The following is a 26,322-nucleotide window of genomic DNA, read 5'->3' as shown; positions in this document are numbered from 1 at the left end:
AAGGCTCAGTTCCCTTACGGGGAACTGAGCCTTTGGGTTATGCCTTAGCGATTACGGCTGCGGCTTTGCAGTGCCGAGGAGACCAGGAAGGCCATTTCCAGGGACTGGCGGTGGTTCAGTCGCGGGTCGCAGACCGACTCGTAGAGCGAGTCGAAATCTTCCTCACGAATTGGGTCAGCGCCACCGAGGCACTCGGCCACGTCGTCGCCGGTCATCTCGACATGCAGGCCACCTGGGAAGGTGCCCAGCGAGTCGTGCACCTCGAAGAAGCCGCGGACTTCGTCCATGACATCCTCGAAGTTGCGGGTCTTGTAGCCGTTCTGGCTGGTGACCGTGTTGCCGTGCATCGGATCGGTAACCCACAGCACCTGGGCGCCGGAGGCAGTGACCTTCTCGACCAGGTTTGGCAGCTTCTCGCGAATGTTCTTCGCACCCATGCGGGTGATGAAGGTCAGTCGGCCTGGTTCGCGGTTCGGATCGAGCTTTTCGATCAGGCGCAGCGCGTCATCTGGCTCGGTGTTCGGGCCAAGCTTCACGCCAATCGGGTTGCGCACACGCGAGAGGAAGTCGATGTGTGCGTGATCGAGCTGGCGGGTGCGTTCGCCGATCCACAGGAAGTGGCCGCTGGTGTCGTACGGCAGGCCGGTACGCGAATCGGTGCGGGTCAAGGCACGCTCGTAGTCCAGCAGCAGGGCTTCGTGCGAGGCGAAGAACTCGGTGCGCTTGAGCGCCTCGAAGTCCGCGCCGCAGGCATCCATGAAGCGGATGGCCGAGTCGATTTCGCCAGCCAGCTGCTCGTAGGCGGAGTGTGCCGGGTTGGCCATGAATCCGCTGTTCCACGAGTGCACGCTGCGCAGGTCGGCGAAGCCGCCCTGCGTGAAGGCCCGAATCAGGTTCAGCGTGGCCGATGAGGTGTTGTACGCCTGCACCATGCGCTTCGGATCGTGGGCACGCGATTCCTCGGTGAATTCGTAGCCGTTGACGATGTCGCCGCGGAATGCCGGCAGGGTTACGCCATCTCGGGTTTCGTCATTCGAGGAACGCGGCTTGGCAAACTGGCCAGCCATGCGGCCCATCTTGATGACCGGCATCGATGAGCCATAGGTCAGGACAACGGCCATCTGCAAGATGGTGCGCACACGTGCGGAAATCTTGTCAGCGGTAGCATCGGCAAAGGTCTCGGCGCAGTCGCCTCCCTGCAGGAGGAAAGCGCGGCCCTGTGCGGCCTCGGCGAGGCGTTCACGCAGGACATCTACTTCGCCGGCAAAAACCAGAGGAGGACGCGAACCCAATTCGTTGATGGAGGACTGATAGTCCTTGTGCTCACGCCAGGTTGGCTGCTGGGCAATAGGCATTTCACGCCACAGGTCTAGTTGCGGATCAGTGGCGGGGCCGGCTACAGAGGAGCCTGGCAATGGGGTTCGGTTTACTTCGCTCACCTTGAAGATTCTACGTCGCTGATCGGCAAAGCACCGCGACGAATGTAACAACAGCGCGTAATACTGTGAACCGTCTTCTATTTTTTAGCTTTCCGGGGTGCATAAACGTCGACATAGCTCTGTCCAGACAGCGCATTGATAGCCTGCCGGATCTCATCGGCGCAGGCCCTTAGCGCCTGCGGATCGCCGTGTTTGCCCGCCAAATGCTCGAAGTGCAGGGGCTCGCCGATCTTGATTCCGATCTTCCCCGGATGAGGCAGGCCCTGCCCGATAGGCTGGACCTTTTCGGTGCCGATCATGGCCACCGGAATCACCGGTGCCCCGGATTCCAGAGCGAGGATGGCCACGCCGAGCTTTGCGCGGTACAGCCTTCCATCCGGTGAGCGGGTGCCTTCTGGATAGATCCCCAGAATTTTTCCTTCATCCAGGGCCCGTTTGGCGCTAGCCAGGGAAGCGGCTGATTTCTGCCCGCCTGAACGGTCCATTGGCAGCTGATTGATATTGCGGAAGAACCATGCGGTGATGCGCCCCTTGAGTCCGCGGCCGTTGAAATACTCGTCCTTGACCAGGAAGATTACCGGGCGCTCAAGCATCGCAGGCAGGAACACCGAGTCGCTGACTGACAGGTGATTTGAGGCCAGAATGGCCGCTCCGGCGCCCGGAACGTTGTTGATGCCTTGCAGATCCACGCGGAAGAAGATCCTCACCAGTGGCCGAACGGCGAATCGCTTGAGGAAGTCATACAGCACGGCAGAAAATTCCTTATTTCTCGAGGTTCGGCTTTGTCACGGGACATGGATTGATCACAGAACTTGTGGCACTGTCCGCACCCTTCAATTGTGCACTACGCTCGGAGGTATAAGCAGAAAATTGGAGTGGTCACGATGAATAATGAAGCACGGAATAGCTCTGGGCACTCATTGCCCAAGGGCTCAGCAGTGCTGTTGATCCATGGCTTCACTGGCTCCCCCACGGCCATGGAACCCTGGGCCAGATCCCTGCAGGGAGCAGGCTTCACTGCAGCCGTGCCTCTGCTTCCAGGCCATGGCACCCGATGGCAGGACATGATTCCGGTGGGCTATAGCGAGTGGATCCAGGCAACCGAGCAGGCTTTTGACGACCTGGCACGCACGCATGGCACCGTGTTCGTGGCCGGTTTGTCCATGGGTGGAGCGCTGGCACTGCATTTGGCCACAAGGCGCAATGTCGCCGGGATTTCACTGGTCAATCCGGGGCTCGTGGTTGACTCTGCGCTGGCCCCGATGACGCCATGGCTGAAGCACCTGATGCGAAGCGTGGCGCCGATCAGCAACGATATCGCCAAGCGCGGAGTGGACGAGGGGGCCTATCCGCGCACCCCCGTGGCCGCGGTAGCTCAGCTCCACGCGCTGTTCGCGCAAACCCGTTCACGGCTGGAACTCGTCACCGCTCCGGTGCAGCTGTTCAGATCGACCGTAGATAATGTGGTGTCCGAAGCTTCCGTGCGTGAGCTGGTAGCAGGGCTCAAGCCAGGAACACTGGCCGAACACCACATGCTGCTTCATTCCAAACACGTTGCAACACTGGATTATGATGCCGAGCAGATTTTCCACGAATCGGCCCGCTTTTTCTCCCAGCTCTCTAGCACGGCGCACACTCGGACAGGAGGGCCCCTATGAGCCAGCCCGATGCCACTCCTCCGGAGCGAGAAGATCCCCGCTGGGATGATCTGGTGAAAAATTTTCAGCAGCTTGATGCGCAGGCCCCTCGGGAACCTAGTGCCCAAGAACGAGCAGATCACCTCAAGAAGCTCTTTAACACCGGGCCAGGCGCCATGAATGGCCCGCGTGATTTCGCGCCCGAAGAATCCGATGAATCTTTTGTTCCCGACGAGCCGGCGGCGCTGGGCTCCGGGGATCCGATGTTGAATCTCGCGTGGACCGCGGCAGCAGGTGGGCCCATCGGCTTGTTGCTGTGCGTGCTGTTCTTCCGTTCAGCTCCGGCCTTCGTTGTCATTGGCTTGGCCCTGGCGACCGTCGCCGGGATCGTCTACTTGCTTAAACGTCTTCCTACTGCGCACGATCCGGGAGATGATGGGGCCCAGGTCTGAAGTGAACTTGGAGCGCCAAACATAGTAAGTTACCTTAAAGTAATAAAGTGTGATGCGGATTACCCGCCATTGCTCATGGGGACACATACAGTTTCAGGAGATGAATACCAGATGCGCGAATATAGCTCGCCAATTCGCATCCATACGCCTCAGCAGTCAAATATCACCGATCTGTTGCTGCGGCACGCCAATTCGGCCGCGAATCCAGCCTTGTTCGCCAAACCTGGCGACGGCTCCTCCTGGCAGGATGTCACCGCATCGCAATTTGCCGCGGACGCGAAGGCCATCGCCAAGGGTTTCATTGCCCACGGCATCAACCCCGGCGCGCGCATCGCGTTGATGGCGAAAACCCGCTACGAATGGACCCTCGTCGACTTCGCCATCTGGTTTGCCGGTTGTGTCACCGTTCCAATCTACGAGACTTCCTCCCCCAGCCAGGTAGCCTGGATTGTCGCCGACTCCGAGGTCAAGGCGATCGTTCTGGAATCGGCCACCCACGAAGCCGTGGTGCGCCGCGCAGCCCATCAGGAACAGCTCGATACCCTCGATAACATCTGGCAGTTCGAGGGCGGCCTGGAACAGCTGGCCGAAGACGGCAAGGATATTGACGACGAGCAGCTCGAAGCCCGCCGCTCGGCTGTCGCCTTGAGCGACATCGCAACCATCATCTACACCTCGGGAACCACTGGACGGCCCAAAGGCTGCGAACTGACCCACGGCAACTTTGTGGAGCTCGCAGAAAATGCTGCCGCGTCCCTTCCGCAGGCGGTGTATCCCGGTGCCTCCACCATCATGTTCCTGCCACTGGCCCACGTCTTCGCACGATTCATCTCCGTGATCAACGTGGCTGCCGGTTGCCGCACCGGGCATACCCCTGATGTGAAAAACCTGCTGGGTGATCTCCAGTCCTTCAAGCCGAATTTCATCCTTGCCGTTCCCCGCGTCTTCGAGAAGGTTTACAACTCGGCCATGCTCAAGGCCGAAGACGGCGGCAAGGGCAAAATATTCCACGCTGGCGTCGACGTGGCCGTCGCCTATTCCAAGGCGCAGCAGGCCGGCAAGATTCCGCTGGCGCTGAACCTCAAGCACAAGCTCTTCGACGCCTTGCTCTACAAGAAGCTGCGCGAGGCGATGGGCGGCAATATTCGCCATGCTGTCTCCGGCGGTGGCCCGCTGGGAGAGCGCCTGGGCCATTTCTTCAACGGCATAGGGGTCACCGTGCTCGAGGGCTATGGGCTGACCGAAACCACCGCGCCGATCACCGTGAATACCTTGGAACGCATCAAGATCGGCACCGTCGGCAAACCGCTTCCGGGCAACGCGGTTCGCATTGCCGAAGACGGCGAAATTCTTGCCAAGGGCCTGTGCGTGATGCGCGGATACCACAATCGCCCGGAGCTGCAGGAGGAAACCTTCACCGACGGGTGGTTCCACACCGGCGACATTGGCGAACTGGATGCCGACGGGTTCCTCAAAATCACCGGCCGCAAGAAGGAAATCATCGTCACTTCCAGTGGCAAGAACGTGATTCCAGCACTGCTTGAAGACCAGATCCGTGCCGACGCCCTGGTTTCACAGTGCGTCGTGATCGGTGAAGGCCGGCCATTCATCGCGGCTCTGGTCACTTTGGATCCTGAAGCGCTTCCGGGCTGGCTTGAACGCCACCAGCTCGATAAGAACACTTCACTGGAGGAATTGGCCACTCATCCGACGGTGCTGGAAACGGTTGAGAAGGTCATCGCCAAGGCCAACACCTCGGTGTCCAAGGCCGAGGCAATCAAGTCCTTCCGCGTGGTGCCCGCTGACTTCACCGAGGAAACCGGCCATCTGACTCCCTCGATGAAGATCAAGCGTGCTGTAGTGCTCAAGGACTACAACGAGCTGATCGAGGAGATCTACTCGGCTCCCAAGCCCACAGCGTAATCCAGCACTGCTGTAACCAGATCCCACGATTCGCGTGCCGAAGCGGCCCAGGGCAACCTGAGGCCGCTTTGCTGCGTCCGGGCGAAGTAGCTGCGCGGCAAGACCACGCGGTTGAATGCAGGGAGTTCTGCAACGCTGTGCCCTTCGTCGAGCACCGCGAAGATCAGGTTCTCCGCCAAGGCCGGGCGGCCGTTGGCCAGCAGCCACTGCACCAATTCCATCAGCTGGTCTTCGCCAGCGGGCCCGGTTTCTCCGACGACCACGAGCACGTCAACGCCGCTGAACTTCCCCTCGAGGACCGACTGAACGCGTTGCGGTCCGGCGGTGGACACCTCTGCACGCAGCTCCAGCTCACCAAATTGCTCTGCCAGATGCTCGGCGATTTCGAAGAATGGCAGGTGGGTGCTGAGGGTGAATACCAGCACGCCCAGGCGATCGCGCCCGGCAGCGGCCTTGCTTGCTCGTGCTGCCACCTCTGCGGGCGCTGCCCCTGCTGGAGTTTTATTTGCTCGCCTCACGGCTCTCCTTGTGCTTGATCTGCGTTGTGAATCCTTGCGGTGAGCACAGGGGCCCGCAACCATGGTTGCGAGCCCCTGTGCTCGGTGTGGCGTGCTATGCCAGCTGCTACTTCGGTTCGATCACCAACAGCAGGTCGCCACCTTGGACCTGGCTGGTGCCATCGAGGGTGATCTGGGTGACGACTCCGGTGGCGTTGGCGGTAATGCCGGCCTCCATCTTCATCGCCTCGATGGTTGCCACCGACTGTCCTGCCTCAACCAGGTCGCCGGCCTTCACTGTCACCGTCACGGCGCCGGCGAATGGCGCAGCCACATGCCCGGCATTGTTCGGATCAGCCTTTGGCGCCGACTTGACGGTGGACTCCACCGACTCGTCGCGGACCTTGATCTGGCGCGACTGGCCGTTAAGCGTGACCACCACGGTACGCAGGCCCTTCTCGTCAGCCTCGGACACCGAAACCAGCTTGACCAGCAGGCGGACACCGGTGCCCAGCGAAATGACGTGCTCGAAGCCCGGGGTCAGGCCATAGAGGTAATCGCGGGTGTGCAGTACCGACAGGTCCCCGAAGTTCTCCACCGACTTCTCGAAGTCGCGAGTCGGACCAGCGAAGAGCAAGCGGTTCAGGGTGGATCGGATCAATTCCGATTCCCCGCGCAGCGCCTGGGCGTCCTCTGCCGACAGATCCTCGACGCGGGCCTTGACGTTGCGTCCCTGCAGCGCCTTGGTGCGGAATGGTTCCGGCCAGCCGCCTGGAGGGTTGCCCAGTTCTCCGGAGAGGAACTGGATGACCGAGTCCGGGATGTCGTAGTTCTGCGGATTAGCCTCGAAATCAGCGGCGGAGACTCCCGATCCGACCAGCTGCAGGGCCAGGTCGCCCACCACCTTGGACGATGGGGTGACCTTGACGACGTTGCCGAGCATCGCGTTCACCGAAGCGTACATGGACTCGATGGCTTCGAAGCGCTCGCCCAGGCCCAGCGCGATGGCCTGCTGGCGCAGGTTGGAAAGCTGTCCGCCAGGGATCTCGTGCTGGTACACGCGGCCCGTTGGTGCTGGCAGTCCCGATTCGAATGGCTTGTACAGGGCACGCACGGCTTCCCAGTACGGCTCCAGCGAGGCTACGGCATCCAGGGACAGGCCTGGATCGCGCTCGGTGAATTCCAAGGCCGCGACCAGTGCGGAAGCCGATGGCTGGGAGGTGGTGCCGGCCATGGCGGCGCTGGCAACGTCTACTGCATCCACGCCGGCATCGATGGCTGCCATCAAGGTGGCCAGCTGTCCGCCGGAGGTGTCGTGGGTGTGCAGGTGGACCGGCAGGTCGAAGCGTTCGCGCAGCGCGGTGACCAGCTTGGTGGCTGCCGCAGGGCGCAACAGGCCAGCCATGTCCTTGATCGCAATGATGTGTGCGCCGGCGTCAACGATTTGCTGCGCCAGGTTCAGGTAGTAATCCAACGTGTACAGCTTCTCGTTGGCATCGAGCAGATTGCCGGTGTAGCACAGTGCCACTTCGGCAACGGCAGTACCGGTCTCGCGCACGGCCTTGATCGCCGGCGCCATCTGCGACACGTCGTTCAGGGCATCGAAGATGCGGAAGATATCGATGCCGGCCGCAGCTGCTTCCTTGACGAACGCGTCGGTGACTTCCGTGGGGTACGGGGTGTAGCCAACGGTGTTGCGGCCACGCAGCAGCATCTGCAGCGGGATGTTCGGAAGTTCGGCCCGCAGCAATTCCAGGCGCTTCCAAGGGTCTTCGCCGAGGAATCGCAGGGCAACATCGTAGGTTGCTCCGCCCCAGACTTCCATGGAGAACAGCTGTGGCACGCTGTGCGCGTAGGCAGGCGCGGCCGCGAGCAGGTCGCGGGTACGCACGCGGGTTGCCAGCAGGGACTGGTGCGCGTCGCGGAAGGTGGTGTCGGTGATGCCCACTGCCTTGGAATCGCGCAGCAACTTGGCGAAACCCTCGGGACCGAGTTCCAGCAGTTTCTGGCGCCATCCATCAGCCGGAACTGCCGACTTGGATGGGCCGTCAAATGGGGAGCGCTCCGGCTCGTCGGACTTGTCCCCTGGGAAGGCAGGAAGTTTCTTGCGAGGGTCGATGCCCTCGATGCGTTCGCCATTGGGGTGGTTCACGGTGACGTGCGCCAGGTAGTTCAGGGCCTTGGTACCGCGGTCCTGGGACTCGTTGCCGGTGAGCAGGTCCGGCCGCGAATCGATGAAGTCGGTGGCGACATCGCCGGCCAGGAACTGTGGATCGCCCAGCACGTTCTGGATGAACGGGATGTTGGTGGCCACGCCGCGGACACGGAATTCAGCCAGCGCGCGCCGGGCACGAGCCACGGCGGTCTTGTAGTCACGACCGCGGCAGGTGAGCTTCACCAGCATCGAGTCGAAGTGCGGTGAAACCTCTGCGCCGGTGTAGATGGTTCCGCCATCGAGGCGCACGCCCGAGCCGCCGGCGGAGCGGTACACGGTAATCGTTCCAACATCCGGGCGGAAGCCGTTGGCAGGGTCCTCGGTGGTGATACGGGACTGCAGAGCCCAGCCGCGCACCTGGATCGTGTCCTGGCTGATTCCCAAATCCGCCAGCGACTCGCCGGCAGCGATGCGCATCTGCGCCTGGACCAGGTCGATATCGGTGACTTCTTCGGTTACCGTGTGCTCGACCTGGATGCGCGGGTTCATCTCGATGAACACATGCTGGCCGGCGCGCTCGCCCACGGTGTCCACCAGGAACTCGACGGTTCCAGCATTCTGATAGCCCAGGGTCTTGGCGAACTTCACAGCGTCGCGGAACAGCGCCTGCCTGATTGATTCGTCCAGGTTCGGAGCCGGAGCGATTTCAACAACCTTCTGGTGGCGGCGCTGCAGCGAGCAGTCGCGTTCGTGGAGGTGAACGATATTGCCGTGTTCGTCAGCGAGGATCTGCACTTCGATGTGCCGCGGGCGAAGAACTGCCTGTTCCAGGAAGACGGTGGGATCGCCGAAGGCGGTGCCTGCTTCGCGCATGGCCGCACCCATCAGCTCTGGCAGATCTTCGCGCTTGTCCACGCGACGCATGCCGCGTCCGCCGCCGCCGGCCACTGCCTTGACGAAGATTGGGAAGCCGATTCGGTCCGCTTCAGCAATCAGGAAATCAACGTCATCGCTTGGCTCGGAGGATTCCAGAACCGGGATGCCCGCCTGGCGGGCGGCCTTCAGCGCGGCGACCTTGTTTCCGGCCAGTTCAAGCACGTCCGCCTTTGGACCGATGAACTTGATGCCTTCGGCCGCTGCAGCACGAGCCAGATCGGGGTTCTCGGACATGAATCCGTAGCCCGGGTATATTGCGTCCGCACCGGCTTCTTTGGCGACGCGGATAATCTCGTCGATGTCCAGGTAGGCGCGGACCGGGTGGCCCTCTTCGCCGATCTGGTAGGCCTCTGCGGCCTTCTGGCGGTGAATCGAATTTCGATCCTCTTGTGGGTAAACCGCAACTGTCTTTGCACCTAGCTCGTAGCTGGCACGGAAAGCACGAATTGCAATCTCACCGCGGTTGGCGACCAAGATTTTTTCAAACATAGTGTCCCTACATCGAATCAGTACAGGTTGGTTGGGCTCGGTCCAAGGGTTTAATTTCCCTAGTCCGAAGTGAGACATCAACAGCCTGTCGGGTCTCGAAAAGCAGCAAGCTTTTGCCACTTCTGTGAAACACACTACACGGACGCCGAGTTGAACGTCCAAACATTTCACGCTGTGGTCAGACCACAAGAAATATTTGCCAAGCGTGATCTTTTAATCACTAAGTTGGATTCATAACCAAAAACCGACGTTGCAAAGTCGGGGAAATGGACTCCGGCACACTATGATGATGAGAGACTAAATATTCGGTGGGACGTTAAACTAGCGAACAGTGAAAGGCGTGGTCTGGTCCGTGCACGTAGTGAGCATCAGCAGCCTCAAGGGTGGCGTGGGAAAAACCTCCGTAACGCTCGGCCTGGCTTCAGCAGCACTTGCCGCCGGCATCCCGACTCTCGTCATTGACTTGGATCCCCACGCGGATGCCAGCACTGGCCTCGGAGTCCGGGCGAATGGAAAGCAGCCAATTGGGCAGATGCTCAAAAACGCTCGCCGAGCCCGCCTGCAAGATCAGGTTGTTGCCAGCGCTTGGCAGACGAAGGCAGCAGAGAAGAAATCGCGTACTCGCATTCCGGTGCTTGATGTAGCTGTAGGCGACGCCTACACCGGCATTTACGACCGTCCGGATCTGCGAACCAGGGATCTTCGCCGGCTTACCCAGATCCTCAGCCGCACCAGCGGTTATCAGCTGGTGCTGATCGATTGCCCACCGTCGCTGAATGGCCTGACCCGCATGGCATGGAGCGCTTCGGACCAGTTGCTGCTGGTGGCAGAACCAAGCCTCTTCTCCGTGGCTGGCACCGAGCGCACACAGCGCGCACTGGATCTTTTCCGTCGTGAATTCGCCCCTTCGCTTGGCCCAGTCAAGGTCGTCGCCAACCGAGTTCGCAAGGATTCGGCAGAACACACCTTCCGCTTGGGAGAAATGCGCCAGATGTTTGGTGATTCCATGGTCAAGCCAGAAATCCCAGAGCACCCGGAATGGCAGCAAATTCAGGGTGCCGCCTATTCGGTCCACCATTGGCCTTCAAAGGCCACCGGGCCAATGCTCAACCAGTTTGACGCATTGCTCAAGGAAATCATGTCGACCGCTGGCTCGTCGAATTCCTGACGTTCATCAGACGTTGACCACATAGGCTTTGGGCCGGACCACCGATCGGTGGTCCGGCCCAAAGCCTATGCAGTTTTATTTCAGATTGATTAGCCGACGTTGCGCGCGGCCTTGGCAGCACGACGGGCAGCCAGCTCATCTTCGGGCAGCGTCTGCTCTGCAGAGCTTTCCGAAGGCAGTTGCGCCAGCGAGCCTTCTACTTCACGCCAGACTCGTCCTACGGCGATGCCGAACACTCCCTGGCCCTTCTGCACAAGATCAATGACCTCATCAGCACTGGTGCACTCGTATACCGAGGCGCCATCGCTCATCAGGGTGATCTGCGCCAGGTCCTCGACCCCGCGTTCACGCAGGTGCAATACCGCAGCCCGAATCTGTTGCAGAGATACTCCGGTGTCCAGCAGACGCTTAACGACCTTGAGAACCAAGATATCGCGGAAGGAGTACAACCGGTGACTGCCGGACCCCTTGGCACCACGAACTGCCGGCTCTACTAAGCCGGTGCGTGCCCAGTAATCAAGTTGGCGGTAGGTGATCCCTGCAGCCTTGCATACGACCGGACCACGATAGCCGGCATGCTCATCGAGCTCAGGCAAGTCATCGGTGAAGAGCAGCCCTTGTGTATTGGAATGCTTGATGCCACCGTCTGCCCCATGACGAGGCTCTGTCTGGCGTGACTCCATCCAATTGCTCCTTGCGTATCAGCGCGTTTCTAAGCGAGTAATGAGGCGACCAAATTAGAACCGTGCAGATGCGAGCGATGATCACAAAAACAGTTCCTGTTTAATGTCCCTATGCATCGACGGTACGGCCATCTGACCTAATGGTCAAAGACCTTCAAGCTTAACTTTAAGCCGTGTCGCGCAAGCGATTCGAATATCCCAAATGAGAGTCGATAATTCGCTGAATTCAGCAATGCTTCAACTACGAAGAAAAATCTTCGGGATCAATATTGTCCAAAAATTCACGGAACTCGCGCAGTTGCTCCTCGGGAGCTTCTTCGCCGTCGCTATCCGTCTCGATGGAAACGCCAGCTTCTTCCAATACGTCTTCTGCGCACATAATCGGGCACTTCGCACGAACCGCCAAAGCCACCGCATCGGAAGATCTGGAATCAACGCGCTTGCCATTGGAAAAAACAAGCTCGGCAACGAAAACAGCATTATGCACGGAAACGATTTCAATTCGTTCCAATGTCACGCCCAGCGCTTCAAAGACGCTAATCATCAAGTCGTGGGTCATCGGGCGAGGCGGGGTCAGGCCTTGTTCCGACATGGCGATTGCCGATGCTTCAGGCGCTCCGATCCACAATGGCAGGTAGAGATTCTGTTCCGGATATTTAAGCAACAGCAGTGGCTGATTCGCAGGCAGTTGAATGCGAATCCCGGAAAACTCCAGTTCCAGCATGCCGGCCTCCTAGAGTTGTAAATGCCTGTTGAAATTCAGCCTAGCGATCAAGTTGCGAAATAGCACGCTGCACGAGGGCGTCGTGAATTTCTAGGCACTGGCGAGAAATTTCTTGCGCTTCTTCGGCGGCCCGGGCCCGTGCCGAAACTTCAGGTTTCTTCAAGTCGTTGCCGACGATTGATTCGATCAATGAAAATTCGCGATCAGCTGCGGTACGGAACTGGCGCAAATGCCTAGGCTCAACTCCGTGATTCGCGAGTTGCACGGCAGATTGGGTCACCTTGATGCAGCTCGAATCAAAAAGTCCTGCCTGCGCTTCGACGAGTCCAAATTTGAGTAGCTCATCAACTAGTTCTTCACTGGCACCCGTCAGCCCCTGCAGCTCTGCTAGTGATACGAGACGGGTCCTACGCTCTACAGCTTCAGTCATATCGCTATTGACCAATTGCGGAGCGGCGGGCGCTCCCCCAGGCAACGCCTCAGGAGCTTCGCCTCGGTCGATGGCATCCAGATGGTCCTTGATGACCTTCAGTGGCAGGTACTGGTCACGCTGCACGGCGAGGATGAAACGAAGGCGACTGACGTCCGACGCGGTGTACTTGCGATATCCGGCAGAGGTGCGCTGCGGGATAATCAATCCCTTGTCCTCCAAAAAGCGGATTTTAGAAGCCGTTACTCTCGGGAACTCATCTTTCAGTTCCGAGAGCACTTCGCCGATATTCAGCGCTGCCTGCCGGACAGGCTCGTGGCGCGATGCCTCGAGTCGTGGGCTGCGGGCTGCGTCAAAGATCGGCAAAGGGTCTACACCTCGGAAGTAAAAATATCTCGACGGACTAGCCGCCGGTGGAAATCTAGAACTCTACCAGTTTAAAGGTTCGGTACGCTCTGGTAGAAATTCAACCGGAACTTGCCGATCTGCACCTGGACTCCACTGCTCAGCTGAATTTCGTCAATGCGGTCACCGTTGATGTAAGTACCGTTCAGCGAACCAATATCGCTGAGCAGGAAGCTCTCGCCGTTTCTGGTGAACTTCGCATGCCGACGCGATACCGTGACATCGTCCAGGAAAATATCCGCGTTGGGATGACGGCCAGCGATGCTTTCATCGGTATCCAGCAGGAATCGGGCTCCCTTGTTGGGACCCGAGTGAGCAATGAGCAAAGCCGAGCCCGATGGAAGTGCTCGAACCGCGCTCTTCTCATCTTCGCTGAGTGTGTAAATCACTGAAGGCTCTGAAGCCTTGTTCATCGAAGGAAGAGCAATATTGGTCGTCTCGGAGGCAGACTCATTATGCGGGGCAACCGGCCCATGTTCCGACATGTGGGATCCTCCAGAAAATCTTGCTTACAGTTCGTACGCGACGACATTGTGTTCAGATTTGGCATAGTACGCAATACCAAACTATCTACAGATTAGCCTACTCACCACCCAAGTGATAACAGAAATATCGATATTTTCCGATGCGTGGATTTCCTGGCGATCCTTCCACTGCTGAAAGAGCATTGATGCGGCCGTCGCTATAGCACCAGTCTTTCGCGGTATAGGGTGGCAGTGCAAGCGTTGAGCAGAACTTCGCAGGTGGACAATGACTGAAATACTGATTAAGCGCGCCTATGCGGAACCAGACGACAAGGACGGCTACCGAATACTGGTTGACCGTTTATGGCCAAGGGGACTTACCAAGTCCAAGCTCAAGTTGGACCAGTGGGCCAAGTCCTTGGCTCCTAGTTCCGAGCTCCGCAAGGCGTGGAACCACGACTCGGATCGTTTTGAAGAATTTGCCCAGTTCTACAGGGCCGAGCTAAATCAGAATCCGGCGGTCGACGACTTTCTGGAGCTGATCGAACACCTGCCCACGGTGACTTTGGTTTTTGCCGCTCGCAATGAACAGGCTAATCACGCGATGACCCTGCGTGAGTATTTGCTTGACCAGTTGAAGCGTCAGTAGGCGGTACGAAACAGACACCATCGGCACACACGAAATCCGATTCAACAACTTGCTGAAGGTCAAAACTGAACTCCCGGCTCATTGCACCATCCTTTCAATGAATCATTTCACCGTTCACATGCTTCAACTTGCCGAGCCCGCGAAATATTCCTCAGGCAGCCATCTGGAAAAGCAGCATAGGTCCGGCCGCTGCCGACCGGACCCCTGCTGCGTTCTGGAGTAGCGGCCTAGATGCGTGGAACCAAGACATCGTCAAAAAAGCCTGCTAGATCCTGAATGGAATCCAGCGGCAGAACATGGGCCACGTACATGTCAGGGCGGACGATGACTATCGCGCCATCGCGCGAAATCTGGCGCTCTTCGAAAATATCTGAGGATTCCCACGCCGCATAGACCTTTTCATAGTCCATGAGTCCCAGCTCGCCAACATTGGGCCGGAAGATTTTCGGAGCATCATTGATGTTCATCGAGGCGTAATCCTGTTGGTAGATCACCTTCACGTCAAACAGGGAATCAAGATCAGCATCCTGCGGTGTGAAGCGGCGCACCGGGGAATCCTTCGATTCCAATAGCCAATTCGCCAGCGTGGCAACTTTGCTTGGTTCGCCTATTCGGGCTCGGTCGGCAAAGACGTAAATTCGATAACGGCCATCGGCCCGATGGTGGTGCCCCAAGTGCCGTGGACTGGCATCGGCGACCCGCATGACTTCCGAAGATCTGAATCGCTTCCCAATCGGGAATCCTGCCGCCAAGTCCTGGTGATCGTGGACGGCCGTTAGCACCGAAGGAGCATATTCAGTCATGAAACCAGCCGGGAACTCGGCGGTACGCACGTAGAACTCGGCGGCTCCCTCCTGGCCCTGCAGCGCTTCCGGCGTGGCCGCCATGATGGAGGACCACTGCTTATCAAAGTCGATGAGGTCCCTGGCGATCATCTTTCTCTCTGTTGAATACGTGCGCAGAAGGCTTTGTGGAGACCGCCCGGTCAAGACATATCCGAGCTTCCAGGCCAGATTGAAACCGTCCTGCATGGACACGTTCATTCCCTGTCCAGCCTTCGCCGAGTGGGTATGGCAGGCGTCGCCAGTGATGAATACCCGCGGTTCTCGAATGCAATTCTCATCCGGCGCAATGTCATCAAAACGATCTGCGAGACGATGCCCGACCTCGTAGACGCTATGCCATGCAATGTCCTTCACATCCAACGTGTAGGGATTCAGAATCGCTTTGGCGCGTTGAATGATTTCTTCCAGCGGCGTTTCGCGAACTTTGCCGTCATCACCTTCTGGGACTTCGCCCAGATCGACGTAGAGCCGGAAGAGCTGGCCGCCTTCACGCGGGATCAGCAAAATTGAACCGGCCCCGGAGTGAATCGCGCATTTGGTTCGAACGTCAGGGAAATCGGTGAGTGCCAAGGTATCCATAACACCCCAAGCGTGGTTCGCCTTGTCTCCAGAAAGCTTCGCTCCGATAGAACGACGGACGTTGCTTCGCGCGCCATCCGCGCCAACAACGTATTTAGCGCGCACCACTCGCTCAATGCCCGGAGCTTTGTCTCCGCAGGCAAGCAGGGTGACCTTCACTGGATACGCGTGGCCATCTTCAATCACCAGTTCCTTGAATTCCCAGCCGAAATCCGGAGTGATCCGCGCCGGCGAGTTATAGGCATACTCGGCGAAATAATCGATCACGCGGGCTTGGTTGACCACCAGATGCGGAAATTCGCTGACACCAGTTGGATCATCCGGGGTGCGGTCGGTTCGCATAATGCATTCCGAGTTTTCCGGGTCGGGATTCCAGAATGTGGTCTCTTTGATGATGTACGCCTCGGAGGTAATGCGTTCGGCAAATCCAAATGCCTGGAATGTCTCAACGGTTCGAGACTGGATGCCGTCGGCTTGACCAATTTCCAGGCGGCTCGGACGTCGGTCAATGATTCGCGTGTGCACTTGAGGGAACTGCGAGAGCTGGGCAGCGGCGATGATGCCCGCTGGCCCGGTGCCGACAACCAGCACATCCATTCGGTCAGGAAGCTGCTTTGGGCGGTCTGTTCCCTTACCGGCAGCTGGCTGTTTACGCGGATCAGCGGAAACGTATCCGTTGTGGTGAAACTGCATTGTTCCATTCCCCATTTCTCTAGCAGTGCGATCAAGCATCTCGCTCAAAGTTCTATAAACGAACACAGTAATCTTTTATCGCACACCGATCATATACAATCTGTGAGCTCACGCACAAGGCGCCTGTCGGCGCCGCGAAGTACCGCTGGCTCCGGGCATGGAAAACGCCCCAGCAATCCGCAAAGGTTTGTTGGGGCGTTCGAGCCGCGCCTAGTTGGCGCTGCTCGCAGGCGAAAGCCCCTGAGGGCCATCGAGTTGGCGAACTCTACTGAATTACTTGTACGTGACCATCCTGTACCTGCAATCGGTGCAATGATCCGTGCTCCTTGAGTTTCTGCTGCCATCGCCGATCATGGCTCACGGTGACTACAGTCCCGGGGAAGGCCACCAATGCACCTTCAAGCTGTTCGACCAATGCCGGCGAAATATGGTTCGTGGGCTCGTCCAAGAACAAGATGTGCGCCTGGGAGCTCACAGCGATTGCCAGTTCGAGCCTGCGTCGTTGCCCCACGGACAAGGCCAGGGGGTGGCGCAAGAAGTCCTGGGGCGCAAATAGCCCAAGCTTGGCCAGCACTTCGGCGGCATCTTCAACGTATTGATCTGTCGCCAGCGCAAAGGCTTCGATCAGGCTCTGCCCCGGCACCTCGCCGAGCTCCTGCCGCAGCCAGGCACAGCGCAATTGCTGGGTCAATTGAACCTGGCCGCTGTCATAGGACAACTCGCCGGCCAGCATTTTGAGCAGCGTCGTTTTCCCGGCCCCGTTCGGTCCGGTCACCATCCAGCGTTCGCCGAGCTTGATCTCGAACGATCCGGTGCGCAGCGCCGGCAGTTCCGAGCGTTGGGCCTTTTCCACGCGGATCAAGGTCTTGGCGGTTTCTGGACCGGTGGCGCCTGCCGGCATGGAAAATTCAAGTTCAGCGGCTGGTTTGGGCGCCGGACTGGCTTCCAGCTCTTCGATCCGCGACTTGGCCTGGCGGATTTTGGAGGCCGACCCGTGGCTCCGTTCCCGTAAACGGAAATTGCCGTGCCCAAAGCCCGCCATTTCCATTTTTCGTGGAATGGCCGCGGCACGCGCCACGTTCTTCTCCACCAGCTTCCGCGAATGCTCCATCTCAGCCCCCCATGTGGCATAGGCTTCCTGAGCCGCGATCCGTTCCTGCTCCTTGGCATGGAGGTAGCCATCATATCCATTGCCATATCGGCTCAGTTGCCCATCATGGACTTCGAGGATCGAACGCGCAAAGCGCTTGAGGAACATGCGGTCGTGAGTGATCAGCACCAAGGCCCCTCGGTGCCTGTCCAAGCTGCGTTCCAGCCAGGCCAGCGCCGCCTCGTCAAGATCGTTGGTCGGTTCATCAAGCAACAGCAGCTGCGCGCCAGAGCACAGCACGCAAGCCAAGGCGAGCCGGGATCGCTGGCCACCGGACAGGCGCGAGACTCCGCGCTCTCGGTCCTGCTCCCCCAATCCAAGTTGTTGCAGGGCGCTGTCCAGCCGCTGGGCCAGGGTATAGCCGTCGGCCGCTTCGTAGATATCAGTCACCTGTTGCAGTTGGGCCATCAGGCGTTCAGCAGCAGGGCCCTGTGCACCTTGGAGCTTCAGGCTGATGACCCGCATCAGGTTCTCCAGCTCGCGAAAGCGGGCATGATACGAATCGATGACTTGCTGAATGCTCATCGAAGCGGTGAAGCGCGGATTCTGCGCGGCATAGGCCACGCCGCCCGGGGCGTTGATGTGCCGTTCTCCTCGCTCGACCTCCAAGTTTCCAGCGATGACACGCATCAGCGTGGACTTGCCTGATCCGTTATCCCCGAGCACTGCTAGCCGCTCCTTGCCGGAAATCGACAAATCGCAGTCGACCAGCACGTCGCGTTCGCCAAAGCTGACGCTGAGGCTTCGAAGGGAACAGATGTAGTCGGGGTCGTGCTCGGGATTCTCGAGCGCTGGCTGGCGCTGATCATGTGGATGGGTCATGGGATATTCCTGCCTGACGCCAACGGCCCACCAGAGTACTTTCCGGAGGCTGGCGAAGATTGGGCATCACAATGATGCAAAAGAAAAGAGAGGGAAGGTGCGGCGTGCAATCGCCTGCTGCCTGGAGGAATCAGATCCCGGAAATTATCGTGCCCATCTTTCAAGGCTAGAGCTCGATGGTTCCGCTGATCAATATCGAGGTAGCGCCGCCAACCCAGAGCTGATTGCCGGCCACGCTCACATGCACTTGGCCGTCGCGGCCAGCCTTTGCGCCTTGGCGGTTGACCAATGGCGCACTGGCATATCCAGAGTCGATCAGCCATTGGGTCCCGGCACCGTTCAGGCTTCCAGTCACCGGGTCTTCACGCAATGCCCCATCTTCAATGGTCAACGCCCGGACTTCAAACTTTTCTGGCCATCGCTCCTGCGGCAGGGCCCCGAAGACCCCGATCTTCCACCGGCCTGGCCGCTGCGGAATTTTCGGAACAATATCCAGGACCTGTTCCGAATTCTCCAGCAGTATCCCGGCCCACCCCGGCCCGTTGTCAACCCATTGGGCGTCCTTGACTGCGGCTGGATCAATGTCCAGAATCCCTACAAGGTCCGCCAGTTCCCCGGGCTCCAGCTCGCCGGAGCGAATGGCAGGCGGAGAAGCGAAGGAGAGCAAGTTCCCGTCAATGTTGATGGGCACCAATCCGGCGCCGCACTGCACGATGAGCTGGCGCGGATTGCGTGGCACTCCCCCTGCTTCCAGCCAAGCACGGGCGGTTCCGAGGGCAGGATGCCCGGCGAAACGGTACTCGTGCTGCCGGGCAAAAATGCGGAATCGGAAATCTGCCTGCTGGTCGGTGGCCGGCAGGACATAAGTGACTTCGGAAAGATTGGACCAGAGCGAATAATCTTGCATCGCTTGCGTCTCCAAATCCTGTCCGTCAAGCACCACGCCCAGCGGGTTGCCCTTGTAGGCAGTGTCGCTGAAAACATCAACCTGGTAGAACCGACGCTGCATGGGGCTGGCCTTCCGAACTAGTTCCCGAATGCGCAAAACCCCGCCGAGACTGGTCTCGACGGGGTTGTGCTATTTGGTCGGGCTAGCGGGATTTGAACCCACGGCCTCCTCACCCCCAGTGAGGCGCGCTACCAAGCTGCGCCATAGCCCGATGCCTCCGCAGCCGTTATCCCCGAGTCGTGAGAACCAAGGGTGCCGTCTGCAAAAGCTCCGTTATTACCCTACACCAAGTGAAGGGCTAATTTCGAACTCTAGCGCTTGCGACCGCGTCGTTCGCGGATTCGCATCGATACTTCGATCGGCGTGCCGTCAAATCCGAAGGTCTCGCGCAGGCGGCGCGTGATGAATCGGCGGTAGCCAGGATCGAGGAATCCGGTGGTGAACAGCACAAAGCGCGGCGGGCGGGCCGAGGCCTGGGTGCCGAAGAGGATGCGTGGCTGCTTGCCGCCGCGGACCGGGTGCGGGTGGGCTGCAACCAGTTCGCCGAGGAAGGCGTTGAGCTTTCCGGTGGGAATGCGCTTGTCCCACGAGTCCAGCGCGGTGTTCAGCGCAGGAACCAGCTTGTCCTTGTGCCATCCGGTTTTAGCCGAAATGTTCACCCGCGGGGCCCATTCGATGTGCGCGAGGTCGCGGTCGATTTCCTGGTCCAGGTAGTAGCGGCGGTCCTCGTCCACCTCATCCCACTTGTTGTACACGATGACCATCGCACGGCCGGCCTCGATGGCCAGCTGGATGATGCGCACATCCTGCTCGGAAACGATCTCGTTGGCGGCCAGCAGGATCACTGCGACCTCGGCCTTTTCCAGCGCAGTCTGGGTGCGCAGGGATGCGTAGTAATCCGAGCCCACAGCCATGTGCTGGCGGCGGCGGATGCCTGCGGTATCGACAAAGCGCCAGATGTTTCCGCCAAGCTCGATTAGTTCGTCCACCGGGTCGCGGGTGGTGCCGGCATAGTCGTCGACTACTACGCGCTCGGAACCAGCCAGCTTGTTCAGCAGCGAGGACTTGCCCACATTGGGGCGTCCGATCAGGGCCACGCGGCGAGGCCCGCCGGATGGAATCAAGCCGCCAAAGGCGGAATGCTCAGGCAGCTTCTCCATGACGGCATCCAGCAGGTCCGCGGTGCCGCGGCCGTGCAGCGCCGAGACTGGCCAGGGCTGGCCGAAGCCCAAGCCCCAGAGCATGGCCGCTTCGGCTTCCTGGTTGAAATCGTCCACCTTGTTGGCGACCAGGAAGACCGGCTTGCCCTTCTTGCGCAGCATCTTGACCACGGCCTCATCGGTCGCGGTGGCGCCAACATGCGAGTCCACCACAAAGAGGATCGCATCGGCGACATCGGCAGCAATTTCCGCCTGGTCAGCCACCGAAGCATGGATGCCCTTGGCATCGTGCTCCCAGCCACCGGTATCAACGATGGTGAAGGGGCGGCCCATCCACTCGGCAGAGTAGGACACGCGGTCGCGGGTCACGCCCGGGGTGTCTTCCACCACGGCTTCGCGGCGGCCCAGGATGCGGTTGACCAGGGTGGACTTGCCCACGTTGGGGCGGCCGATCACGGCGAGCACTGGTGGAATGACCACCTCGGCGTCGTCGTCATCAAAGTCGTCCAGACCGGCGAGCAGGGCCGAGTCTTCCTCGTCCAGTTCGTAGTCTTCCAGTCCGCTGAGCAAAGCCTGCGCGCGGATGGCGGCTTCTTCCTCGCTCAGTTCGGCCAGGCGCTCGGCGATATCGTCGTCTCCAACGGGGATGTATTCCTCGTCGTGGGTGGAGTTGTTCTCGCTCATGATTTTCCCTTCACAGCGATCGTAATCTTCATCGGCTCTCGCCGAGGATGGGCACCAGCTTGTGGCTAGTTTTTCGTTGCGGTGCTGATTGCGTCAAGCACCGCGGCGATGGTTTGTTCAAAATCCAGGTCCGAAGAATCCACGGTCATCACGCCGTCGGCAGCCTGGGTGAAGTTCACCACCGTGGAGTCCTTCGCGTCGCGAGCCAGCACCTGGTTGGCCAGCTGCGAATCGTTCTGGGTGCCGCCCAGCTGCAATCCGCGGCGGCGCAGCCGGGCCTCTTCCGAGGCGGTGAGCAGGATGCGGGCGTCGGCATCCGGGGCCACCACGGTGGTGATGTCGCGGCCTTCGGCAACAATGCGGAGGTTGGCCTTGATGATTTCCTGCTGGCGGCGCACCAGTTCGGCACGCGCGTCCAGGTTGGTGGCCACGGTGGAGACCTGTTCGGAAATGCGCGGCTCGCGGATCGCCGCGGTGACATCCACGCCGCCGATCTCTACCAGCTCGGCATCCGGATCCACCGAGATTTCCAGCTGGGCATCGCGCACGGCCTGGGCAATGGCGTTGGCGTCCGACAGGTCCGTTCCGTCTGCGAGCACCGAGTAGGTGATGGCGCGGTACATGGCGCCGGTGTCCAGGTAGGCTGCGCCCAGTTCGCGGGCGACGGCCTTGGAGACCGAGGACTTGCCCGAGCCGCTGGGGCCGTCGATGGCGATGACGAGCTGGTCGTTGTTCAAGGTGCTCACTGGGCTACTTTCCATCCGTTCTTGGTCAATACGTCAATCAGTTCGTCCCGGCGTCCGGGAACCACCGAAACATCCACCATGCCGACCTGATGGCCAGCAGAGTGCTCCATGCGCAAATCTTCAATATTAATGCCCGCTTCGCCGATTTCGGCCAGCAACCGGGCAATCTGCCCCGGCCGGTCATCCACCAGCACCGTGACCAGGGCGAAGGCCTGCGGCGGGGCGCCGTGCTTGCCCGGGATCCGGGCCTTGCCGGCGTTGCCTTCGGTCATCAGCTGGGAGAGATCCAGCAGGGCCCCGGGGCCGTGCGGGTTCCGCAGGGTGCTGATCAGCCGGTCCAGGTCTTCTTTCATCCCGGTCAGGATCGGCACCAGCGCCTGGGCGTTGTGCGAAAAGATCTGGATCCAGAGCTTCTCGTCACTGGCGGCGATGCGCGTGGTGTCCCGCAATCCGTTGCCGGCCAGGGCCAGTTGGTGCGCTTCGGCATTGAGCAGGCGCGAGGCGATCATCGAGCTGGCCGCCTGCGGGAAGTGGCTGATGAGCGCCACCGACTGGTCATGGTCGGCCACCGACATCCGGTGCATCGTAGCGCCAAGGTCGATGGCCAGTGCTTCAGCCACCTTCACTCGTGCCGGATCCGCGCCGCCATGGGCGCAGATGACCCACGGCATCGAGGTGAACAGCTCGCCGCGGGCCGCGGCCGGGCCGGACTTTTCGCGTCCGGCCATCGGGTGCGTGCCCACATAGCGGGAGGTTTCGGCCTCGCCCAGTCGATCATCGGCCAGCACTGCCGAAAGGATCGAGCCCTTGACGCTGGCGATATCCACCACGGTGGCATTGGGGTAGGCCAGCAGGGCGTCGGCCACCAGGGCGGCGGTGACATCCGGCGGAGCGCCGATCACCACAAGCTCCGGGGCAATGGCGCGCTGTTCAAGCAGGACGCCGGCCCCGATGTCCTGGGCAACCCCAGCAGCCGTCGGGGAAACATCTGCAAGATAGACCGGCACGCCTTTGGCGCGCAAGCCCAATCCCACCGAGGTGCCCAGCAGCCCGGTGCCGATGACCAGAACTGGGCCGGCAAGGTGAGAGGACAGCATGGGCTACATCCCCACCATGGCCATCAGGTGCCCGACTTCCTGGTTGCCCAGGGAGCGGATGGTGCCCTGTTTCTGGTCGCCGAGCAGGATTGGTCCCACGGCGACGCGCACCAGGCGCTGGACCGGGTGGCCCACGGCGTCGAACATGCGGCGCACAATGCGGTTGCGGCCCGAGTGCAAGGTGACCTCGACCATGACATGCTTCGGGGTGGTGGCGATGATCTTCAGGTCATCGACCTTGATCCAGCCGTCTTCCAGCTTGATGCCCTCGCGCAGCTGGTTGCTCACCGCGCGTGGCAATGGCCCAGGAATCTGCACCAGGTAGGTCTTGGGGACCTCGTACTTCGGGTGCTGCAGGCGGTTGGCCAGCTCCCCGTCGTTGGTCAAGATCAGCACGCCCTCGGTCTTGTAGTCCAGGCGTCCGACGTGGAACAGGCGCAGCGAGTGGTGCTCGTTCTTGAAGTAGTCGGCGATGGTGCGGCGGCCCTCGGGGTCATCCATCGTGCACATCACGTGCTTCGGCTTGTTGAAGACGAAGTAGCGGTTGGCCTGGTTCGTCTGGATGCGCATGCCGTCGACGTGGATGGAATCCTTGGCAGGATCCACGCGGGAGCCCAGCTCGACGACCAGGTTGCCGTTGACCTCGACGCGGCCTTCGAGGATCATTTCCTCGCAGACGCGGCGCGATGCGACGCCGGCGTTGGCCATGGCCTTCTGCAGGCGGATGCCGTCCTGCTGCTCGCCATTGATTTCGCGAGAGGCCTGGCTCTCGGCACGGGCCTGGGCGCGGGCGCGCTGGGTCGGGCGTGCGTAGTTGGTGGGCACGGAGTTGCCGAAGCGCTCCTTGCCGAAGGCGCGCTCGGAATTCTTGCGCGGGGCCGAGGTGTTGCGCTTGGCCGAATTCGACTTGGCGCCTGGCTTGCCCGAGGCAGACTTGTCGTGGGGCTTCTCGCCGAAGGACTTGCCGCCCTGCTGCTTGCCGCGTCCGCCTGCTGGCTTGCCGCCAAAATTGGAATTGTTGCCGCGTGGTGTGCGGCCGGAGGATGATCCCCTGCTCATGCTTCGCTATGTCCCTTGCTGTTGCGTTTCACTGCGCGGGCCCATGGATTGGGGGCTTCACGCGTGGTTAGTCCGTTGTAGCCGCCAGCTGGCTGCTACTTAGTCGTCGTAGGTTGCCGAATCGAGCGATTCAAGATCGGCCACCCCAGGAAGATACGGGGATAGCGCAGGCAACTCATCTAGCGAGCCCAATCCCAGTCGTTCCAGGAAGTATTCAGTGGTCTGGTACAGCGTTGCACCGCCATCGCCAGTTTCCGGATACTCCGTGATCAATCCGCGGGTGAGCAATGTGCGCACCACAGAATCGACGTTTACACCTCGAATCGCCGAAATACGTCCACGCGAGACCGGCTGACGGTAAGCGATGACAGCCAAGGTTTCCAAGGCGGCCTGCGACAAGCGCGCGCTCTGCCCGTCGAGCACAAAGCTGGAGACGAAATCGGCGTAATCGCTGCGCGTATAGAAACGCCACCCGGAGGCGACACGACGCAGTTCAAATCCGCGCGGGCGATCCTTTCCATCATACTCGGTTGCCAGTTTCTCCAAAGCTTCGGCAACTCGCGCTGCCGGCACCTGGAAGATTTCGGCCAAACGCCCCGAGCTGACGGGGATATCAGCGACCATGAGCACCGCTTCCAGGCCCGATTCCAGGCCTCCTGGCAGCTGGTCAATGGGTGCAATCTCACTCATGATTCACCTCACCACCGCTCCCCTCATACTCGTCTTGTACTGCTTGGGCATCGAAGGAGGACTCCGAAGCCAGGGCGATCCGCAGCGGGCCGAGCGGGTCTTCTTGCTCAAAGCTGATCGCTCGTTGCCGGAACATCTCCAACAATGCCAGAAAACGCACCACAACCACCAGATGAACCGAAGCATCGGCGACCAGCTCGCGGAAGTCCAGCGGTCCGCGCTCCTGCAGCAGGGCGGTGATGGACTCGGCTTCATCGGCAATCGTGACATTGGCCCCATGCAAGTGGCCGATTCCCACCTCGGTGATCGGCTCCGGCTTCGGCGCCAAAGCGCTGGCCGCCAAGGCTGCCAGGGCGTCGGGGCCAATGCTGAAAATCAATTCAGGCAGCAGGGAGGCAAACTGCGGTTCCAGGGAGACCTCGCGCGGATGACGCGAACCTTCAGCCTCGTAGCGCTCGCCCAGGAATTCGGCGGCCTGCTTGAACGCCTTGTACTGCAATAGCCGGGCAAAGAGCAGGTCCCTGGCTTCGAGCAGCTCGAAGTCCTCTTCATCAGCCATTTCCCCGCGCGGCAGCAAGCGGGCCGCTTTCAGGTCCAGCAGGGTGGAGGCAACCACCAGGAATTCGGTGGTCTCATCGAGCACCTTCATCCCGTCGTTGCCTTCGGCGACGCTGGCCTGCAGCTCACGCAGGTAGGCAATGAATTCGTCGGTCACCTCCGCCAAGGCCACTTCGGTGATGTCCAGCTCGCGCTGGGTGATCAGGTGCAGCAGCACGTCAAAGGGCCCGTTGAAATTGTCCAGGGCAAGGCGAAAACCGCCAGACGATTCCTGCTCAGCTGCTGCTGGCTCGGCGGAATCGTTGGCGGTTTGCTCGGTGAGCGTGGTGCTCATTACGGGGCGCCACCGCGCCAAATCAATTCACGCGCCAGATTGCGGTAGGCCTCGGCACCGGGGTGGTTGGCCGCATAGGTGGTAATCGGCTCGGCAGCAACGTTGGCATCGGCGAATTTAATGGTTCGCTTGATCACCGTTTCAAAGAGCTTGTCGCCGAAGGCCTCGTCCAGGCGGGTGATCACTTCGCGGCTGTGCAGGGTACGCGCGTCGTACATGGTGGCCACCACGCCGTCGAGCTCCAAGACCTGGTTCAGCCGGTCCTTGACCTTGTCGATGGTTTCCATCAGCAGGGCCACGGCACGCAGGGCGAAGAATTCTGCAGTCAGCGGGATGATCACGCCATGGGCGGCGGTCAGCGCATTGATGGTCAGCAGGCCCAGCGATGGCTGGCAGTCGATCAGCACTACGTCATAATCGTCGATCACGTGGCGCAGCGCGCGCTCGAGGACCTGCTCGCGGGCGACCTCGTTGACCAGTTGCACTTCAGCCGCCGACAGGTCGATGTTCGCTGGCAACAGGTCGATGTTCTCCACATCGGTGTGCAAGATCGCGTCCGTGATTTTCACCTGGCGGTCCATCAGCACGTTGTAGACGGTGATGTCCATTTCATGCGGGTTGGTGCCGAACCCGGCGGACAGTGCGCCCTGCGGATCGAAGTCCACCAGCAGCACCTTGCGGCCGTACTCGGCGAGCGCGGCGGCCAGGTTGATGGTGGAGGTGGTCTTGCCGACCCCACCTTTCTGGTTCACCATGGCGATCACGCGTGCTGGGCCGTGCGATGGCAACGGTGCTGGCACCGGGAAATCTGTCAATGGCTTGCCAGTTGGACCCATCGGACGAGGCTCCTTGAGCATCCCCGCCCCGCGGTGCTTATTTCCCTGTTCCTCGCTCACGATGGGTAA

Annotated in this window: 23 protein-coding genes and 1 tRNA gene; 5 read left to right on the top strand and 19 right to left on the bottom strand. The window is 60.2% G+C overall.

Features of this window, described 5'->3' with window-relative positions:
- Positions 1 to 44: 44 nt before the first annotated feature.
- A complete protein-coding gene (locus AC6CHO_RS15965; protein ID WP_444664649.1) occupies positions 45 to 1,439 on the bottom strand; it encodes a class II 3-deoxy-7-phosphoheptulonate synthase in 1,395 nt (464 codons plus the stop codon).
- Between the two features lie 77 nt (positions 1,440 to 1,516).
- Positions 1,517 to 2,188 carry a lysophospholipid acyltransferase family protein gene (locus AC6CHO_RS15960; protein ID WP_498216425.1) on the bottom strand — a complete coding sequence of 224 codons (672 nt, stop codon included), beginning with the start codon at positions 2,186 to 2,188 and terminating at the stop codon, positions 1,517 to 1,519.
- A 135-nt stretch (positions 2,189 to 2,323) separates the two neighbouring features.
- On the opposite strand from AC6CHO_RS15960, the gene AC6CHO_RS15955 reads away from it, so the two are divergent.
- The 3 genes from AC6CHO_RS15955 (at position 2,324) to AC6CHO_RS15945 (ending at position 5,451) form a co-directional block, all read left to right on the top strand.
- Entirely contained in the window at positions 2,324 to 3,097 is a 774-nt protein-coding gene (locus AC6CHO_RS15955; RefSeq protein ID WP_498216423.1) for an alpha/beta hydrolase, read from the top strand.
- Complete coding sequence (locus AC6CHO_RS15950; protein ID WP_444664656.1) at positions 3,094 to 3,528, top strand: hypothetical protein; 435 nt, start codon at positions 3,094 to 3,096, stop codon at positions 3,526 to 3,528. Before AC6CHO_RS15955 ends, AC6CHO_RS15950 begins: the two co-directional genes overlap by 4 nt.
- Positions 3,529 to 3,639: 111 nt before the next feature.
- Positions 3,640 to 5,451: an AMP-dependent synthetase/ligase gene (locus AC6CHO_RS15945; RefSeq protein ID WP_498216421.1), complete on the top strand. Its 1,812-nt coding sequence runs from the start codon at positions 3,640 to 3,642 to the stop codon at positions 5,449 to 5,451.
- Here the strand turns inward: AC6CHO_RS15945 and AC6CHO_RS15940 are convergent.
- The gene (locus AC6CHO_RS15940) at positions 5,424 to 5,969 is read right to left on the bottom strand and encodes a hypothetical protein (protein ID WP_498216419.1); all 546 of its coding nucleotides are present in this window, start codon (positions 5,967 to 5,969) and stop codon (positions 5,424 to 5,426) included. The two genes, AC6CHO_RS15945 and AC6CHO_RS15940, sit on opposite strands and share 28 nt — an antisense overlap.
- 106 nt (positions 5,970 to 6,075) lie before the next feature.
- Positions 6,076 to 9,528: a pyruvate carboxylase gene (locus AC6CHO_RS15935; RefSeq protein WP_498216417.1), complete on the bottom strand. Its 3,453-nt coding sequence runs from the start codon at positions 9,526 to 9,528 to the stop codon at positions 6,076 to 6,078.
- Between the two features lie 340 nt (positions 9,529 to 9,868).
- Here AC6CHO_RS15935 and AC6CHO_RS15930 point away from each other — a divergent pair, with 340 nt between their 5' ends.
- Complete coding sequence (locus AC6CHO_RS15930; RefSeq protein ID WP_498216478.1) at positions 9,869 to 10,696, top strand: ParA family protein; 828 nt, start codon at positions 9,869 to 9,871, stop codon at positions 10,694 to 10,696.
- An 89-nt stretch (positions 10,697 to 10,785) separates the two neighbouring features.
- Here the strand turns inward: AC6CHO_RS15930 and AC6CHO_RS15925 are convergent, their stop codons facing one another.
- From AC6CHO_RS15925 to AC6CHO_RS15910, 4 genes are all read right to left on the bottom strand, one after another.
- Complete coding sequence (locus AC6CHO_RS15925) at positions 10,786 to 11,379, bottom strand: MerR family transcriptional regulator (protein WP_498216415.1); 594 nt, start codon at positions 11,377 to 11,379, stop codon at positions 10,786 to 10,788.
- Positions 11,380 to 11,620: 241 nt separating this feature from the next.
- Positions 11,621 to 12,103: a bifunctional nuclease family protein gene (locus tag AC6CHO_RS15920; protein WP_060701222.1), complete on the bottom strand. Its 483-nt coding sequence runs from the start codon at positions 12,101 to 12,103 to the stop codon at positions 11,621 to 11,623.
- A gap of 40 nt (positions 12,104 to 12,143) precedes the next feature.
- Complete coding sequence (gene ftsR / locus AC6CHO_RS15915; protein WP_498216413.1) at positions 12,144 to 12,899, bottom strand: transcriptional regulator FtsR; 756 nt, start codon at positions 12,897 to 12,899, stop codon at positions 12,144 to 12,146.
- 71 nt (positions 12,900 to 12,970) lie between these two features.
- Positions 12,971 to 13,423, bottom strand: coding sequence for an FHA domain-containing protein (locus AC6CHO_RS15910; protein ID WP_498216411.1), 453 nt, complete (start codon positions 13,421 to 13,423; stop codon positions 12,971 to 12,973).
- A gap of 265 nt (positions 13,424 to 13,688) precedes the next feature.
- Between AC6CHO_RS15910 and AC6CHO_RS15905 the strand changes: the two genes are divergently transcribed.
- A complete protein-coding gene (locus AC6CHO_RS15905; RefSeq protein ID WP_498216409.1) occupies positions 13,689 to 14,051 on the top strand; it encodes a DUF488 domain-containing protein in 363 nt (120 codons plus the stop codon).
- A gap of 227 nt (positions 14,052 to 14,278) precedes the next feature.
- Here the strand turns inward: AC6CHO_RS15905 and AC6CHO_RS15900 are convergent, their stop codons facing one another.
- The 11 genes from AC6CHO_RS15900 to AC6CHO_RS15850 form a co-directional block, all read right to left on the bottom strand.
- Positions 14,279 to 16,168 carry an FAD-dependent monooxygenase gene (locus tag AC6CHO_RS15900; protein ID WP_498216408.1) on the bottom strand — a complete coding sequence of 630 codons (1,890 nt, stop codon included), beginning with the start codon at positions 16,166 to 16,168 and terminating at the stop codon, positions 14,279 to 14,281.
- Positions 16,169 to 16,433: 265 nt separating this feature from the next.
- Positions 16,434 to 18,140: a ribosomal protection-like ABC-F family protein gene (gene abc-f, locus AC6CHO_RS15895; RefSeq protein WP_498216407.1), complete on the bottom strand. Its 1,707-nt coding sequence runs from the start codon at positions 18,138 to 18,140 to the stop codon at positions 16,434 to 16,436.
- Positions 18,141 to 18,306: 166 nt separating this feature from the next.
- Positions 18,307 to 19,149 carry a PhzF family phenazine biosynthesis protein gene (locus AC6CHO_RS15890; protein ID WP_498216405.1) on the bottom strand — a complete coding sequence of 281 codons (843 nt, stop codon included), beginning with the start codon at positions 19,147 to 19,149 and terminating at the stop codon, positions 18,307 to 18,309.
- A gap of 74 nt (positions 19,150 to 19,223) precedes the next feature.
- A tRNA-Pro gene (locus tag AC6CHO_RS15885) sits at positions 19,224 to 19,300 on the bottom strand.
- 100 nt (positions 19,301 to 19,400) lie between these two features.
- Positions 19,401 to 20,933: a ribosome biogenesis GTPase Der gene (der, locus tag AC6CHO_RS15880; protein WP_498216403.1), complete on the bottom strand. Its 1,533-nt coding sequence runs from the start codon at positions 20,931 to 20,933 to the stop codon at positions 19,401 to 19,403.
- A 65-nt stretch (positions 20,934 to 20,998) separates the two neighbouring features.
- Positions 20,999 to 21,694, bottom strand: a complete 696-nt coding sequence (gene cmk, locus AC6CHO_RS15875; RefSeq protein WP_146274772.1) for a (d)CMP kinase — start codon at positions 21,692 to 21,694, stop codon at positions 20,999 to 21,001.
- Positions 21,676 to 22,776: a prephenate dehydrogenase gene (locus AC6CHO_RS15870; protein ID WP_498216401.1), complete on the bottom strand. Its 1,101-nt coding sequence runs from the start codon at positions 22,774 to 22,776 to the stop codon at positions 21,676 to 21,678. Before AC6CHO_RS15870 ends, cmk begins: the two co-directional genes overlap by 19 nt.
- A gap of 3 nt (positions 22,777 to 22,779) precedes the next feature.
- On the bottom strand, positions 22,780 to 23,835 hold the full coding sequence (locus AC6CHO_RS15865) for a pseudouridine synthase (protein WP_060701206.1): 1,056 nt from the start codon (positions 23,833 to 23,835) through the stop codon (positions 22,780 to 22,782).
- 99 nt (positions 23,836 to 23,934) lie between these two features.
- Entirely contained in the window at positions 23,935 to 24,525 is a 591-nt protein-coding gene (gene scpB / locus AC6CHO_RS15860; RefSeq protein ID WP_060701205.1) for an SMC-Scp complex subunit ScpB, read from the bottom strand.
- On the bottom strand, positions 24,518 to 25,417 hold the full coding sequence (locus tag AC6CHO_RS15855) for a segregation and condensation protein A (RefSeq protein ID WP_060701203.1): 900 nt from the start codon (positions 25,415 to 25,417) through the stop codon (positions 24,518 to 24,520). Before AC6CHO_RS15855 ends, scpB begins: the two co-directional genes overlap by 8 nt.
- Positions 25,417 to 26,313: a ParA family protein gene (locus tag AC6CHO_RS15850; protein ID WP_060701201.1), complete on the bottom strand. Its 897-nt coding sequence runs from the start codon at positions 26,311 to 26,313 to the stop codon at positions 25,417 to 25,419. Before AC6CHO_RS15850 ends, AC6CHO_RS15855 begins: the two co-directional genes overlap by 1 nt.
- Positions 26,314 to 26,322 lie beyond the last annotated feature (9 nt).

This window comes from Glutamicibacter sp. GQ173 (genome assembly GCF_059759215.1).
Note: the sequence above shows the minus strand (reverse complement) of the source record. Positions and strands in the feature narration are given on the sequence as shown.

Coding starts and splice junctions, on each gene's coding strand:
- AC6CHO_RS15890 (WP_498216405.1), bottom strand. CDS start 19,149: ATGCAGCGTCGGTTCTACCAGGTTGATGTTTTCAGCGACACTGCCTAC.
- AC6CHO_RS15955 (WP_498216423.1), top strand. CDS start 2,324: ATGAATAATGAAGCACGGAATAGCTCTGGGCACTCATTGCCCAAGGGC.
- AC6CHO_RS15865 (WP_060701206.1), bottom strand. CDS start 23,835: ATGAGCAGGGGATCATCCTCCGGCCGCACACCACGCGGCAACAATTCC.
- AC6CHO_RS15900 (WP_498216408.1), bottom strand. CDS start 16,168: ATGCAGTTTCACCACAACGGATACGTTTCCGCTGATCCGCGTAAACAG.
- AC6CHO_RS15910 (WP_498216411.1), bottom strand. CDS start 13,423: ATGTCGGAACATGGGCCGGTTGCCCCGCATAATGAGTCTGCCTCCGAG.
- AC6CHO_RS15920 (WP_060701222.1), bottom strand. CDS start 12,103: ATGCTGGAACTGGAGTTTTCCGGGATTCGCATTCAACTGCCTGCGAAT.
- AC6CHO_RS15905 (WP_498216409.1), top strand. CDS start 13,689: ATGACTGAAATACTGATTAAGCGCGCCTATGCGGAACCAGACGACAAG.
- AC6CHO_RS15945 (WP_498216421.1), top strand. CDS start 3,640: ATGCGCGAATATAGCTCGCCAATTCGCATCCATACGCCTCAGCAGTCA.
- AC6CHO_RS15950 (WP_444664656.1), top strand. CDS start 3,094: ATGAGCCAGCCCGATGCCACTCCTCCGGAGCGAGAAGATCCCCGCTGG.
- AC6CHO_RS15925 (WP_498216415.1), bottom strand. CDS start 11,379: ATGGAGTCACGCCAGACAGAGCCTCGTCATGGGGCAGACGGTGGCATC.
- AC6CHO_RS15870 (WP_498216401.1), bottom strand. CDS start 22,776: ATGCTGTCCTCTCACCTTGCCGGCCCAGTTCTGGTCATCGGCACCGGG.
- cmk (WP_146274772.1), bottom strand. CDS start 21,694: ATGGAAAGTAGCCCAGTGAGCACCTTGAACAACGACCAGCTCGTCATC.
- scpB (WP_060701205.1), bottom strand. CDS start 24,525: ATGAGTGAGATTGCACCCATTGACCAGCTGCCAGGAGGCCTGGAATCG.
- abc-f (WP_498216407.1), bottom strand. CDS start 18,140: ATGACCCATCCACATGATCAGCGCCAGCCAGCGCTCGAGAATCCCGAG.
- der (WP_498216403.1), bottom strand. CDS start 20,933: ATGAGCGAGAACAACTCCACCCACGACGAGGAATACATCCCCGTTGGA.
- AC6CHO_RS15855 (WP_060701203.1), bottom strand. CDS start 25,417: ATGAGCACCACGCTCACCGAGCAAACCGCCAACGATTCCGCCGAGCCA.
- AC6CHO_RS15935 (WP_498216417.1), bottom strand. CDS start 9,528: ATGTTTGAAAAAATCTTGGTCGCCAACCGCGGTGAGATTGCAATTCGT.